General features: G+C 46.7%; 12 protein-coding genes. 6 read left to right on the plus strand and 6 right to left on the minus strand.

What is annotated here, in order from left to right; translation table 11 throughout:
- The first annotated feature begins 28 nt into the window (after positions 1–28).
- Positions 29–739: a TorF family putative porin gene (locus ACJJI0_RS04915; RefSeq protein ID WP_444884930.1), complete on the plus strand. Its 711-nt coding sequence runs from the start codon at positions 29–31 to the stop codon at positions 737–739.
- Between the two features lie 52 nt (positions 740–791).
- Here ACJJI0_RS04915 and ACJJI0_RS04920 read toward each other — a convergent pair whose 3' ends face one another.
- Positions 792–2465 carry a BCCT family transporter gene (locus tag ACJJI0_RS04920; protein WP_444884931.1) on the minus strand — a complete coding sequence of 558 codons (1674 nt, stop codon included), beginning with the start codon at positions 2463–2465 and terminating at the stop codon, positions 792–794.
- Between the two features lie 245 nt (positions 2466–2710).
- Here ACJJI0_RS04920 and ACJJI0_RS04925 point away from each other — a divergent pair, with 245 nt between their 5' ends.
- Positions 2711–3670, plus strand: a complete 960-nt coding sequence (locus ACJJI0_RS04925) for a M15 family metallopeptidase (protein WP_444884932.1) — start codon at positions 2711–2713, stop codon at positions 3668–3670.
- 69 nt (positions 3671–3739) lie between these two features.
- Here ACJJI0_RS04925 and ACJJI0_RS04930 read toward each other — a convergent pair whose 3' ends face one another.
- The 3 genes from ACJJI0_RS04930 to ACJJI0_RS04940 all read right to left on the minus strand — a co-directional run bounded on the left by ACJJI0_RS04930 (position 3740) and on the right by ACJJI0_RS04940 (position 8945).
- The gene (locus ACJJI0_RS04930; protein ID WP_444884933.1) at positions 3740–5434 is read right to left on the minus strand and encodes a BCCT family transporter; all 1695 of its coding nucleotides are present in this window, start codon (positions 5432–5434) and stop codon (positions 3740–3742) included.
- A gap of 445 nt (positions 5435–5879) precedes the next feature.
- Positions 5880–7550, minus strand: a complete 1671-nt coding sequence (locus tag ACJJI0_RS04935) for a BCCT family transporter (protein ID WP_444884934.1) — start codon at positions 7548–7550, stop codon at positions 5880–5882.
- 339 nt (positions 7551–7889) lie between these two features.
- Positions 7890–8945 carry a DNA-binding protein gene (locus tag ACJJI0_RS04940; RefSeq protein WP_444884935.1) on the minus strand — a complete coding sequence of 352 codons (1056 nt, stop codon included), beginning with the start codon at positions 8943–8945 and terminating at the stop codon, positions 7890–7892.
- A 193-nt stretch (positions 8946–9138) separates the two neighbouring features.
- On the opposite strand from ACJJI0_RS04940, the gene ACJJI0_RS04945 reads away from it, so the two are divergent.
- A complete protein-coding gene (locus ACJJI0_RS04945) occupies positions 9139–10146 on the plus strand; it encodes a site-specific integrase (RefSeq protein ID WP_444884936.1) in 1008 nt (335 codons plus the stop codon).
- Positions 10147–10248: 102 nt separating this feature from the next.
- On the opposite strand, the gene ACJJI0_RS04950 is transcribed toward ACJJI0_RS04945, so the two are convergent.
- Complete coding sequence (locus ACJJI0_RS04950; RefSeq protein ID WP_444884937.1) at positions 10249–10755, minus strand: hypothetical protein; 507 nt, start codon at positions 10753–10755, stop codon at positions 10249–10251.
- A 426-nt stretch (positions 10756–11181) separates the two neighbouring features.
- On the opposite strand from ACJJI0_RS04950, the gene ACJJI0_RS04955 reads away from it, so the two are divergent.
- Together ACJJI0_RS04955 and ACJJI0_RS04960 are read left to right on the plus strand one after the other, a co-directional pair.
- Positions 11182–11928, plus strand: coding sequence for a flavodoxin family protein (locus ACJJI0_RS04955; RefSeq protein WP_444884938.1), 747 nt, complete (start codon positions 11182–11184; stop codon positions 11926–11928).
- 232 nt (positions 11929–12160) lie between these two features.
- Positions 12161–13006, plus strand: coding sequence for a mechanosensitive ion channel family protein (locus ACJJI0_RS04960; RefSeq protein WP_252085888.1), 846 nt, complete (start codon positions 12161–12163; stop codon positions 13004–13006).
- A 7-nt stretch (positions 13007–13013) separates the two neighbouring features.
- On the opposite strand, the gene ACJJI0_RS04965 is transcribed toward ACJJI0_RS04960, so the two are convergent.
- Positions 13014–13943, minus strand: coding sequence for a LysR family transcriptional regulator (locus tag ACJJI0_RS04965; protein WP_444884939.1), 930 nt, complete (start codon positions 13941–13943; stop codon positions 13014–13016).
- A gap of 103 nt (positions 13944–14046) precedes the next feature.
- On the opposite strand from ACJJI0_RS04965, the gene ACJJI0_RS04970 reads away from it, so the two are divergent.
- Positions 14047–14640 (plus strand): FMN-dependent NADH-azoreductase, encoded by a 594-nt coding sequence (locus ACJJI0_RS04970; protein ID WP_444884940.1) that lies wholly within the window; start codon positions 14047–14049, stop codon positions 14638–14640.
- The last annotated feature ends 31 nt before the right edge of the window (positions 14641–14671 follow it).

Here is a 14671-nt window from a genome sequence, read left to right on the forward strand (position 1 = left end):
CAAAATATAAATAAGTGGTTATTGAACAATGAAATCGACGTTGAAACTTTCTGCACTCACTTGTGCTTCCCTGCTGGTACTTGCTCAGCAATCCCAAGCAGAGCTGTCTTCTACTGTAAACCTGACCACCGACTACACCTTTAACGGTGTTAGCCAGACTCAGAATGACCCAGCTCTGCAGGCTAGCCTGGACTACGGCTTTGATAACGGTTGGTATGTTGGTACCTGGGCTTCCAATGTGGACTTTGGCAAAGGTGATGACACTAACCTGGAGTGGGACTTCTACGCAGGTAAGTTCATGCAACTTACCGACAAAGTGAGCCTGGATACAGGTATTGCTTACTACACCTACCACGGTGATAAGGCTTCTGATGACGGAAATTATCCAGAGGCTTACGCTAAGTTAGGTTACAGCTCCGATCTGGGTGAGTCCGAAGTGAATGGCTGGTACAGCTGGGACTACTTTGGCGGAGGCGGCAGCCACTACATTATGATGCTGGCTCACACTTTTGAGTTTGCAGAGGGGCATAACGTTCGCTTCAGTGTGGACCGCTCTACTTCTACGAACTTGGACAACTGGAGCTGGGATAACAAAAAATCCTACAACCACTACCGTGTAGAATACATGACTTCTCTTAACGGTTTTGATTTCAATATTGCCGCCGAGAATACCAATCTGGATTGGGACACGGCTGACGAGCGTATCGTCTTCTCTGTCGCTCGCACTTTCAGCCTGTAAGGCTAGAAGTTTATACCGGGGCCTGTGCCCCGGTATTCTCACTCTTAAAATCCTAAGACCTCTCCCCCGCACTTCCCTGTTTAGCGTTTCCAGAACCCCCTAAAGTGGCTCCATCTTGCTCGCCCGCCTCTTCTTGGCTCCATGGCCCCTTTGCGGATAGATTTTCAAGAACTATTTCCTTTTCAATTAGAGTTGGGTGGGAGCCCAAGTCATGCCGTGCAACTTTAACGATTGAGAGACAAAGTAATAGAGCAACTAATAATAGGGGGATGCCTGCAATAATGCTCGCTGCCAATAACGCTTCGAATCCACCCAGTATCATTAAGGCAATCGGCAGTAATGCCAAGGCAAATGCCCAAAAAATTCGGTTCCAGCGAAGAGGCTCTGTGTCTACCTCTTTTTGTACAACTGAGGCGAGGATATGGGAAATGGAATCAAAGGTAATAGCAGTAAAAACCAGTGCAATCAATGTATACACCAGTACAACCCACTGACCTGCAGGCAAAGTCTTCAGTATGGCGAAAATAGTTGCATTGGCTCCCTGATTGTTTAGGAGCTGCACCAGATCAAGCTTTCCAGAAAACTGCAGGTATACCCCATAGTTGCCAAGCACCATATAGAAAAGAAAACAACCGAGGGTCCCAAAAAATATAGAACCAATGATCATCTCTTTTATTGTCCGCCCCCGAGAGATATGGGCGATAAAAAGGCCAACGCTTGGTGCGAAGACTAACCACCAAGCCCAATAGAAAACGGTCCACTGTTGAGGAAAACGAAAGTAGGAAAGTTGCTCAAAATAAGAGAAGGATTCAGTCCAGGTAGCCATTCGCAGGAAGCTGTGTAACATCCGCCCTAATGTCTCCAGCCCATTATTGAGTATAAATAGAGTTGGCCCTGCAATAAGAACAAAGAGCAATAATAATAGGGCAAGCCACATAGTAAAGTTGGAAAAGGTTTTGATCCCACGCTTTAAACCAACAAAAGCGCTGTAACCAAACAATAGAGCGCAGAGTATAAGTACAGCTATTTGCGTCTCAAGTCTAATAGGTAACCCTAACAATTCATGAAACCCCTGGGTGATTAAGGGTGCAGCTATACCCAACCGGGTAGCGACGCCACCCAACATACCGAATACCAAAGAGATATCAATAAGCTTTCCAGTGGCACCCTTGGCCCTGCGCTCACCCAGCACCGGGACAAGAGCCTGGCTAAATTTTAATACCCTACTTCTGCGCACATAGTAAAAGTAAGCGATTGGCAGCGCCGGGATTAGGTAGATGGACCAAGCCAGGGGACCCCAGTGGAATATGCCATAGGCGACTGCCCAGCGGGCCGCTTCCGGTGTATTTGCTTCAACCTGAAATGGCGGTTGCTGATAATAGTAAACCCATTCAACCATTGACCAATACAGAATGGAGGCGCCGATGCCACAGCTTAGCAACATGGCAACCCAGGAAACTGTCGAGAACTCAGGAGATTCCTTCTTGCTTCCAAGCTTGATGCGGCCTATATCACTAAAAGCGATATAAGCCATAAAAAGAATCGACCCTATTCCCAGTAAAAGGTAGAGAATACCAAAACGTTCTGTTACAAACTCCTTTGCCGCCAAAATCCACAGTGAGCCCAAATCTGGAAACAAGATCAACGGCACTGTCGTTATCAGTAACAATAAGATTGCCCCAAAAAAAGTGGGCTTATCAATCAGCTCTCTTGACCCCTTACTCAACGACTATCTCCATTCCGAAGAGCAACAACTTAGGTTTTGGGTGTGGTTAAATTACGCCAATAATGAGAACGACACTTCTAATAACTAATTGGGCGTCAATCATCCACTAGAACGGCACATATCTCCCTGTACGGATATATTTTTAAAAATCAGCCACAATCCAGTATATCTGAACTTATACATGTAATGATCGTGAAGAACGGGCGTCGGAAACGACATGCTATTGGTGCTGAGGTTAGTTAAACATGTCCCACTACATAATTTTTGTTTTGATTGTCTTTGGCCTAATTGCCTGTGGCAAAGACACTTTGAAAGATATCACGGAGCAAGATTTTCAACCAGGGGCTGAAACAGGCATATTTAATGTATCTCAGAGTGAGTGCGAATTAATGATGTATCGAAAAATAATAACAAAGGAATCCCCGGTTGGTTGCGAAAGATTAAAAAAAGTAGTTTTTGATTTTTATTCTCTACCGGAGGATTCAGATATTGCTGGCGCACTGAACAGTGAGCATGATTTAAAAAATAAAAATGATACAAATAGACAAAAAGGAGCGATTATAGTTCTTGATGTTGTTGCCGATAATGTTCTCGCTCTATTTGGAGAACTCTATCAACGGCAGTTCCCTATTAGGTCTGCTATCCCAATAGAATACTTCAGTAAAATGGAGCGAAAAACGGAGAATATGAACAATTCTCTGGCATTTGATTCTCGACCCATTACCGATGGCAGCAAATGGTCTGAACATGCTTATGGGGTTGCGATTGATATTAATCCAATGCAGAACCCTTATCTTGATATTGATAAATCCTCTAAACCAATCTTGATACCAAAAAACACGAAGGAAGGTTACTTAAATCGAGCAAAGTATCGAGCAGGAAAACCGGTTCGTGCCGGGATGTCTGAAGATGTAACCTCTCTATTTGCCATGTATGGTTTTGCCGTTTGGGGCGGAGATTGGGATGTGCCTATTGATTACATGCACTTCCAGGTGGGATCTCGCCTGTTTATCGAACATCTAGTAGCTCTACCTATTGAGCAGGCAAGGCTACTGTTTGAAAATTACACGAGCCAATTGAGGCAGTGCTTTGAGCATGGGAAAAGTATTAGCGACGCTAACTTCCTTAGAAAGTACTGTGTAGACAAGGTGAGTGCAGCTTTTGAGCCGCGCCAAGATAAAGTAAAGGGCACCAGTAATATATAGTACCCTTCTGCTCCCGCTGTCTATACTCCTAGCCTAAACCTCCCATAGGTTTCAGCCGTTTGTTATCGTTTATAAACGAGACGGATGACTACCTGGATCCCCTTCAATATGTGGTTTGTCGTCATGAGATACCCCATGGGGGGAAGAAGCCGGCAACTCCCAATCCCCATCTTTACTCCAGGGGTCATCCTTAGGGAAGTCTTCAATGTAAATTTCTTTTTCCTCGTAACTGGGTTGGTAGCGTAAATCATAGTGAGCCGCTTTAACGATTGAGATGCATAACAGAAGCGCAACAATCAGAAGTGGGACACCTCCAATAACACTGGCTGTTTGCAAGGTATCCAGCCCACCAAGAAACATCAGTGTTACGGGCATAATGGATAGGGCAAATGCCCAAAAGACCCGATTCCAGCGCACTGGTTCCTCATCTACTTCTTTCTGCACTACTGCAGCAAGAATATAGGAAATAGAATCAAAGGTAGTGGCCGTGAAGATCAGTGCAAGAATGGTATAAACCAATATTACGAACTTACTCGCTGGCAGAGTCTGTAAAACGGCAAATATTGCTGCAGTTGCTCCCTGCTGATTCAATACCTGCACCACATCCAATTCACCTGAAAACTGTAAGTAGACTCCATAGTTCCCCAGAACCATAAAGAACAAGAAACAGCCGAGAGTTCCAAAGAAAATCGAGCCGACTACCATTGCCTTTATGGTGCGGCCTCGGGATATTCTGGCAATGAACAAGCCTACGCTTGGTGCGAAAACCAGCCACCATGCCCAGTAGAATATGGTCCAATCTTGAGGAAAATGAGTATCAGGAAACTGTTCAAATTGTGCGAAAGGTTCAGTCCAGGAAGCCATATGGAAGATGTTGTCAAGTACCCTGCCCAAAGCATCCAGGCCGGTATTCAACATAAACAGGGTGGGACCAACAAGAAACACGAATACCAGCAATAATACTGAAAGCCACATATTAATGTTGGAGAGGGCTCGGATACCGTTCTTTAGACCCACAAAAGCACTGTAACCAAAAATAAGTGTACAGATCATAAGCACAATAACCTGTGTACCCAAGTCTCTTGGTACTCCCAATAGCTCATGTGCGCCTTCAGTAATCAGTGGAGCGGCAATCCCCAATGTAGTAGCCCCTCCTCCCAGCATGCCAAAGATAAATAGCACATCAATTAACTTGCCAATACCACCTTTCGCGCGTTCTTCACCTAGCACGGGCATTAGCGCTTCACTAATCTTCAGCACACTGTGGTTTCTGACATAGTAAAAATAAGCAATCGGCAGAGCGGGAATCAGGTAAATCGCCCAAGCTAATGGCCCCCAGTGAAAAATGCCATAGGCAACGGCCCAGCGCGCAGCCTCAGGTGTTCCCCCCTCTATTTGGAAGGGTGGAGTTTGATAGTAGTAAATCCATTCCACCATCGACCAGTAGAGGATTGAAGCTCCAATACCAGAGCAAAACAACATGGATGCCCAGGACACTGTAGAAAACTCCGGATCTTCTTCCGAATTGCCGAGCTTTATCTGGCCTATATCGCTAAATACGATATAAACCATAAAGAGGATGGCCCCTACCCCCAGTAATAGATAAAAGACTCCGAGCTGGTCGGTAACAAAATCCTTTGCGACTTTAACCCATACTGATCCGACTTCAGGGAAAACAATCAGTGGAACTGTAACTAGCAAAAGTAGTGCAAGTGATCCGAAGAATGTTGGCTTGTCGATAATTTCTCTAAAACTCTTAGTCAATGCACTTCTCCGAGCAGTGTACAAAGCCGACAACATAAAAGTGGGTTCGATCTCCGAAAGGAAATGAAGACAGATGGTAGAGTGGAATAACTTTTATAGAGACGGAATACGATTGGTTAGATATGATTATTATTTCGTCTGCAATTTTAACAGGAAGGCTATTAATTTCAATAACAGGCTGCTTTTAGTGTTCAAAAGCAAAACAATCTAACCATCAAACAAGGGCTTAGAAGATAAGATATAAGACACTAAGCTCTGTAGCCTACAGCTTTTATAACCTCTTTATGAGTACATCCTGACTACGTATCATTCCCAAATAGATCAGAATACATGCAGACTCTGAAATTTAAGCGTAAAGCCTATATGCGCACTCATAGGTATTTTATAGTGGGCTCATATACTCTTCTCACTGAATTGCCTCCTAAGACTGAGGGTATATGAGCCTTTAAAGATCCTTTTTTCTGGAAGCTTCTTTACTACCATCTTTCTTTACAGAGCTACAAGCCGCCCCCCAATCGCCCTCTTCACTCCAGGGGGTATCTTCTGGCGGGTGTTTGATATAGATTTCCTTTTCCTCGTAGCTCGGCTGGTGACGTAAATCGTAATGAGCTGCCTTTACAATCGATACGCAAAGCATTATTGCAACAAGTAGCAACGGAACACCACCAACAATACTTGCTGTTTGTAGGGCTTCCAGCCCACCCAAAAAGAGAAGCGTAATAGGCATTACCGATAATGCAAACGCCCAAAACAAACGATTCCAACGAGCTGGCTCATCATTCACTTCCTTTTGAACAACGGCAGCGAGTATATAGGATATAGAATCAAATGTAGTGGCTGTGAAAATTATCGCGAGTAAAGTGAAAACAATAATGACCAAATTACTCATAGGAAGTGTTTGCAAGATGGCGAATATAGTTGCAGTACCCCCCTGTTGGTTGAGGAGCTGTACCACATTCAGCTCACCTGAGAACTGCAGGTAAACCCCATAGTTTCCCAGGGTTAGGAAAAATAAGAAGCAGCCCAGGGTGCCATAAAATATTGCACCAACAACCATAGCTTTTATGGTTCTCCCGCGTGATATGCGAGCAATAAACAATCCAACACTTGGGGCGAACACCAACCACCAAGCCCAATAGAAGATGGTCCAGTCTTGAGAGACGTAGGTTTGAGGGAATTCTCTGAATCGACCAAAGGGCTCTGTCCATGTGGCCATATGAAGAATACTGTTAAGCATTTTCCCCAAAGAATCCAATCCCGCATTAAGCATAAATAAAGTAGGGCCAGCAATAAGGACGAAAGCCAATAAAAACATCGCAAGCCACATATTCAAGTTTGATAAAGTCTTAATTCCCCTTTTAAGCCCGGCATACACACTGCAGCCAAATATTGCAGTGCAGAGCATCAGAATAAAAATTTGTGTAGTCAGTCCTGTAGGCGCACCCAATAGTTCATGTGCACCCTCAGAAATCAAGGGCGCAGCAATTCCTAATGTCGTTGCCCCACCACCTAACATACCAAAAACAAAACAAACATCTATCAACTTGCCAATAGACCCTTTTGCCCGCTGCTCACCTAAAACAGGCATAAGCGCCTCACTTACTTTTAAGACATTGCGGTGCCTTACATAGTAAAAGTAAGCAATTGGTAGAGCCGGAATCAGGTAAATCGACCAGGCAATAGGACCCCAATGGAATATACCAAAAGCGATTGCCCAGCGGGCAGCCTCCGGAGTAAGCCCTTTTAACTCAAATGGCGGCGTTTGGTAATAATAGATCCACTCCACCATTGACCAGTACAAAATAGATGCCCCAATGCCTGTACAAAAAAGCATGGAGGCCCAGGACAAGGTGCTAAATTCTGGCTCTTCTTCAGGTTTTCCAAGTTTGATTTGACCGATATCACTAAAAATGATGTAGGTCATAAACAGTAATGCACCAACTCCCAGCAAGAGATAAAAAACACCCAAGTCATCCGTTACAAAGTTCTTCGCATTCAGAATCCACTTCGCACCCAGTTTTGGATAAATAATGAGCGGAAGGGTAACCATGAGAAGCAAGCCAAGCGCCCCAAAGAAAGTTGGCTTATCGATGATCCGCTGAAAGTTTCCTGCCAATACTTCTCTCCAGGATACTCAAAGAACTGATCAGGCCAATTAAAAGAAACGTGCTTGTCAGCCTGGAGTTAAAATGTGGGGCTGAATCCGTTTGTTTGGGGTAGAGGCAAACTGGGTGGCTTGCTAGCAAGTTTAGCTGCCTACGAATTAGTCAGCCAAGGCGATAAGTTCATTTTTAGAGGCGCCTGGGGCGAGACTGCCTGGACATACTGCCGCAAACAGCTATTTGCGGTCTAACCAATTCAAAGTAAGGGCTGGAAATTTAGTAAAAGGGAGGCCATTTGCCCTGAATCGCTCAATTGGAGCTTCATCTAGAAGTATAGCCAGCCCAAGACTTGTCTAGGGTTTTAGGGAGTTCTCCAGCTGAGAAAACTGCCCCTGAATCACCGCTTTCTCCTGAATCAGGGTGCGGTTCTCATTGGCGAGTTGTTCGAGGCGATCTTTTGTAGTGGTAAGCTCCAACTCTAATCTGTTTAGGGCACTCTGTTGTAGTTGCACTTCCTTCTGAGCTGAAGAGCCTTCACGTTGCAGCTTAGAGATTTGCTCGCGCAAGCTAGCCACCTCTGCCTGCCTGTCTTTCAGCTCACTCGCCTGCTCTTCAGCCTGCTCCCTTAGGTTTGCAGCCTCTGTACTAGCCACCCCAACCTGTTCGCTAAGCTGCTGCTTCTCCCGATTGATTTCAGCAATCAGCGCCTGTCCCTGCTTGTATAGCAACTCCTGCTCGTTGAATCTACGTTCTGAGAGGGTCAGCTGTTCAGTAAGTACTGCGATCTGCCCCTTCAGTTGCTCCGCAGCTGATCGATACTGGTCTCTCTCATATTGCCGGTCATTGGCAGTACGCTGTTGAAAGTGCTCAAAGTGTTCGCGGACATCCCTATTTTCCTGCTTTACTTCCTCAATCATCACTTTTTGCTCCGCAATACGCTGCAAAGCTTCCTGCTTCTGGTACTCACTTTTTTCCAGGGCAGTCTGGGTCTCTTGTGAGGACTGCTTGAATCTACGCTTTTCCGCCTCGGTCGACGAAAGCCTGTGCTCAAGATCGCGAATACTGGCGGCCTGCTGGTTACTAGTGGCTCTCAACTCCTCTAACTGTGAAGTGATCTCTTTTTCCTGCACGAGGAACTCCTGCTGAAGCTCCTCTACCTGCTTGCTTGCCGCTTCCTGGATCCTTTGGTGCAGGCCTTTCAGTGCATCCACCAGGTCTCGCGGGAGCCCACTACTATCCGTATTGCTCGCAGATTCACTGCGCCACCTTTTAAGCAGAGGGGCAATAGTGCTTTTGCTGCCGGTTCCCAGCTGGGCCCTCACTCGATCAACGGTGGGCTCTTCTCCACGGGCCTTGATGGCCTTGGCGGCCTGAACAATATCCAGATACGTGACCCCAGTGCGTGCCATAAGCTTCACCTTAGATTATTTCGTTACAAATTACATAATACGTAATATTACATTATTTTATATTTTTTCACACCTGAAAAATGCCGCTGTATAACCTTCGATAATGACTATTATCGAAGGTTATATTTCTGTAAGATTCCCGTAATAACGTACCTCCAGTACAAACAGGAGGCTTCCCAGCAGTTCGAGCATCATGAAACATCACAAATCTCTTGCCGCCAAAAAGCACCTCGAAAAGAACACTCCCAGTACACTTGGGGGCACTGGTGAATTGTTGACCGATGAGGACATTCAGAAATACCTGAGTGCCGCCACATCCGATAACACCCGCAGGGCTTATCGCTCGGCAATTCGTCAGTTTGAAAAATGGGGAGGGCGGCTACCCACAGATGGCGGCACTCTGGTGCGCTATATCCTCGGCCGCGCTGAGGAGCTTAATCCTCGCACTCTAGACCTTCACCTCACCGCAATCGGGCAATGGCATCAATACCAGGGGATGCTAAACCCCGTCACAGATCCACTGGTTCAGAAAACCATGCGTGGTGTCCGTCGCACTCACGGCAAACCTAAAGAGAAATCAAAAGCGCTCAGCCTGCAGCACATTGCTAGCATGACCCGATATTTACGCACTCAATCCCAGACGAGGAAGAGCGCACGTGATCTGGCTCTTATCCTGGTAGGGTTCTTTGGTGCCTTTCGTCGCAGTGAGCTAGTGGCTATTCAGGTGGAAAACCTGGTATGGGAGGAGGAAGGCGTGATCGTAAAGCTTCCCAAGTCAAAAACAGACCAAAGTGGCGAAGGAATGATGCGCGCCCTGCCCTTTGGTGCTCCTGAGGCTTGCCCTGCAAGAGCTCTGAAAACCTGGCTCAAGGTCAGCGGCATTGAAAGTGGGCCCGTATTTCGAGCGGTGAACCGCTGGGATACGGTGCAAAGCAGGCAGCTAAACCCAGCAGCAATTAATGACTTACTAAAAAACTTGGGTGCCTCCTGCGGATTCGATTTTGTTGACGAGTTAAGCAGCCACAGCTTTCGCCGTGGCTTATCGACCTCTGCGGCTCGTGAAAAGATTGGCTTTGAGCTTATCAAGAAGCAAGGTGGCTGGAAGAGCGACGCCACCGTGTGGGAATATATTGAGGAGGGGCAGCAGTTTAGTGAGAACGCCTCGGCCATTCTAATAAAGAAAATGGCAGAGCTTCTCTAAGCCGCAATCCTCCCCTTGCTAGATTGTTTCTTGGTGATTCTTTGCGTCTTTCACTCTTTTTCGAAAGACGCGGCTATTTCCTTTTGCTGGTAGGCCCAACACTTATTGCTTCTTATGTGTCGCCTGGAAGACGGACTCCCACTCCTGATCAAATTTTGCTGATGCTGGTATAGGGCCTGGAGCCCTCTTGAAAGTCAAAATTCCCACATGCGCTTCGTGAACTTGAGCATCAGAAGTCACCTCCTCGGTAAACCCCTGCATTATTCCGCTACTGTCGAGAGTAAAGTTGCCCACGCTTTCATCTGATACGTCGACAGTCACTATACGAGTGGTATCACCGGAGTTCGAAAAGACAAAGATACCGACATCCTTATTGGTAGTCGCTCCATTTTTTGTCTCTTCGTGACCGCCCAATTTATGCTTGAAGTCAGCCGGCTTCTTGAAGCTGTCAATGAAGCGGCCACCCCCACCGGTTTTAGTTTTCTTAAGGACTTTGAAAGTTCGACAATAAATATCCTTGCCTACATCCAAAGCGTCTTTTTGGCTTTCATATAAAATAAACGACTCCCCATCGACAGCACACCAAGTGCCATCTAAAGTATTTTTCATGTCAGGATTTGCACTCAATGGAGCAGAGTAAAGAACTGTCAGAATGAAAACGGCCGGTAGGAACCTATAAGTCAGAGGTAGATTCGCCTTCATGGTGCACCTCGGTAAGTCGCTTGTGAACTTTAAGTAAATAAAGTAGCGGATTAACCCAGGTACCTCCTAAAATTTTCAGACTTTTAGTGGAAGAGAAGCGCCAATTCAAATTTCAGCTGGCAGGCCTGTAGCCCTCTGCCCATTTCGCTCTCATTATCAATCGTTGAAGTTCACCACTGGGATCTATGGCAGCGAGAACAGCAGTCGCGCTAATCTCATGCCTTTAGCCATTGGTTGTTGGAACCAACCGACAGCTTTAATAGCTCCCTGGCTGCTATACCTGTATTCAAATCTCGACACTTGCTCAATAGTTGATGCAAAAGGAGCTCTGAGATGCCTCTCAACAATCAACAAATCAAAGAGTGCGAATCCAGCCACTGGGATTTCTCAGATCTGAAAGCACTGTTCCTAAACTGTACCCTCAAGCCAACGCCAGAACTCTCCCATACCGACGGACTAATTCGTATTTCACGAGAGATTATGGAAAGAAATGGCATATCGGTAAGCCTGCTCAGGCCCGTTGACCATGATATCGCCTTCGGCGTCTATCCAAATATGACCGAGCACGGTTGGGAAAACGATGACTGGCCAAGAATTTATCATCAGGTTAACGAGGCAGATATTCTCGTCATCACAACCCCTATATGGCTCGGTGAAAAATCCTCTATCTGCACACAAGCCATAGAGCGCCTCTACGCCAACTCGTCAAACCTTAATGATCAGGGGCAGTATGCCTATTATGGAAAAGTCGGCGGCTGCCTGATAACAGGTAACGAAGATGGCGCTAAACACTGTGCAATGAATATCCTTTATTCCCTACAGCACTTGGGTTATGTCATTCCACCACAAGCAGATGCCGCCTGGGTTGGCGAAGCCGGTCCAGGCCCCTCTTACCTCGACCCCGGTTCTGGCGGGCCACAAAATGATTTTACCAACCGGAATACCTCCTTCATGACCTGGAACCTAATGCATATGGCCCGAATGATAAAAGATGCGGGGGGTATACCCGCCCACGGGAACCGGCGATCTGCTTGGGATGCAGGTTGCAAGCCCGACTTCTCCAATCCCGATTACCGATAACTACGTTCGGAGCAGGCAGTAATGGGGTGAAATGGCCAATCAAGGCTGTAATTTACTCTGCCCATTTACAAAATGGGCCACCTAAAGATACATTGCGCACCTTCCTTCTTATTACAGCCCACTGATGTCGCCTTCAACTGGCCCAGTGCTCTCAATGCACCTACCTAAACAGATGGGCTTATAAGGCTACAACCTAAGAAACAACCAAAAAAACTGAGGTCTACCACCCCGAATGAATCCCGAGTTACTGGAACAGATTTTCCACAGCAAACTCTTTATTACTCTCTGTGTAGTTGCCGTCATTCTTTTAGTCCGCGGCTTACTGACCCTTGCCATTGCTCGCAGTAACTGGGCAAAAGCCGATAAGCGTCGTAGGATCAACACCGTACACAACATCGGCAACCTGCTATTGGTCATCGGTGTAATTGCTGTTTGGGTGACAGAATTACGAGATTTCGCCCTCTCTATTGCCGCCTTTTCTGTAGCGATTGTCCTCGCTCTGCGTGAGGCTGTGCAGTGCTTGGTGGGTGGCCTATACCAAGCCAATATGCGCTCCTTTACTGTTGGCGATTGGATTAAAGTGGGCGACCAATTTGGCGAGGTTACTGATAGTGACTGGTTAAGCACCACGCTTTTGGAGATTGATCCCCATGGCCTCGGCAATGGTTATACCGGAACCACTCTCTATATTCCCAATAATGCTTTTTTTACTCAGCCGGTAAAGAACCTGAATTTTATGCGCCGTTATATCGAGCACACTTTCTCGATAACCCGTGAGCGCAGTGAGATAAACCCCTTTGAAGCCAAGAAGTTTATTGCCGAACGGCTGAAAGAGCACTGCGAATCTTTTCGGGAAGTTGCCGAGCGCTACTGCAAGCTGATTGAAAATCGGATGGGTGTGGAGCTCTCTGGCCCTGACGCAAAAGTAAGTGTGACCACTAATGATCTTGGCCATGATGTCATCACCGCGACCGTATTTTGTCCCCGTGAAGAGGCAACCAATATCGAGCAGCTGGTAACAGAAGATTTTTATGCTTTCTGGTTTGAAAAAACCAAGCAACTAAAAGACAGCGCCTAACGCCTTATCACGCACCAATATGTAAGCTTTCAAGTCGTTGGCGGATTATCTCCGCCAACCGGCGCGCTGCAGGCGATATGTCATCGCGATTAGGAAAAATAAGATACAGAGGCTGCCACCTTTTTTGCCCTCCTTTTAAGGGGAGAGGTTTGAGTGTTCCATCGGCCAGCTCCCCAAGAATCTTATCCTGCGGCAACCAAGAAAACCCATAGCCCCTGCAAGTTGCCCCGATTACCGTTGCCATATTGCTCAGCGTCCATCGCTTGGCAACTTCAACTGTTAGGGTTTCACTATCGCTTTGGGGGTTTGAATCTCTAACGATCAGGTGCCGATGACTGCGCAGATCCTTCAGGGTTAGTTCGCGTTCCAGTTGATGTAATGGGTGACTGGGGTGGGCCACTGGGATAATGCGTGCCGGTGCTGGCAGTAACTCGCCATTGAAACCGGGAGGAATTCTCGGATCAATCGCAAAGTCCACCTTTCCCTCGGTAAGGGCATCGAGGGCACCACTAATCACCACTTCGTAAACCTCTACTCGGGTATGTGGGCTCTCTTGGCCAAATACCTCCAGGCAATCTAGCAATAGCCAAGTTGGAAACAGCACTTCCACAGAAATTGACACCAGCGACCCCCAACCCACAGAAGCACGCCGGGCAGCCATTTCCATTGCCGAAGCATCTTCCAGTAATTGTTTGGCATGGCGATATAACATTTGCCCAGCAGCCGTAAGTGCCGCTTTGCGACCAGTGATTGTAAATGCCTTTACATCGAGGATGGATTCTAGCTTTTGTACCGCATAGCTCACGGAAGACTGACTCTTGTGTAGGAGTTCCGACGCCTGTACGTACCCTCCCCCTTCAACAACCGCAACTAAACAACGCCATTGCTCCAGGGTGATCTTTGGGCTTAAAGCCGGGTTCGCTAACTGATCAGTCATATATCGGATTTTTAGATGGATTTCAGCATAATTTTCTAATTTTTTATCTAATTAATCAATGGTTCAATAGTGCTCAAGTTAAATGATTCATAAGGAACCCGTCATGACAAAGTTGCTCAATATCCAATCCAGCATGTTTCAAGCCGGTGGCCAGACCTCCCAGTTGGCGGCAAAGTATATTGAGCGCTGGAAGGCGAATAATCCGGAGGGCGAAGTTGTGCAGCGTGATCTGGCAGCAGATCCGGTACCCCATTTATCCTTGGATCGCTTCCAGGCCTTCAATACCCCGGCTGATCAGCGCACTCCAGATCAGCAGGCGATTGTCGATTTTTCAGACAAACTGATCGAAGAGATCTCTTCAGCAGATGCCTTGGTCCTCGGCGTACCTATGTACAACTTTACAATCCCCTCTACCCTGCACACCTATTTTGACCATATCGCCCGAGCCGGCATCACCTTCCGCTACACGGCAAATGGGCCAGAAGGGTTACTGAAAAATAAAAAAGCGATCATCTTTGTTGCTCGGGGGGGCTACTACGGTGACAACCATGCACAGAGCACATTTTTGCGGCAGTTCCTCGGTTTTGTGGGCATCACTGATGTTGAGTTTGTTTACTCCGAAGGGCTTGCCACTGGTGAAGAGGCAAAAGAGAAAGCCACCGCCGCGGCAAATGAACGTATTGCTGAACTTGCTTAAACGAAGAATATTCCTGAATTAAAAAAGCCAG

The organism is Microbulbifer mixtoriginis (SeqCode), assembly GCF_052466695.1.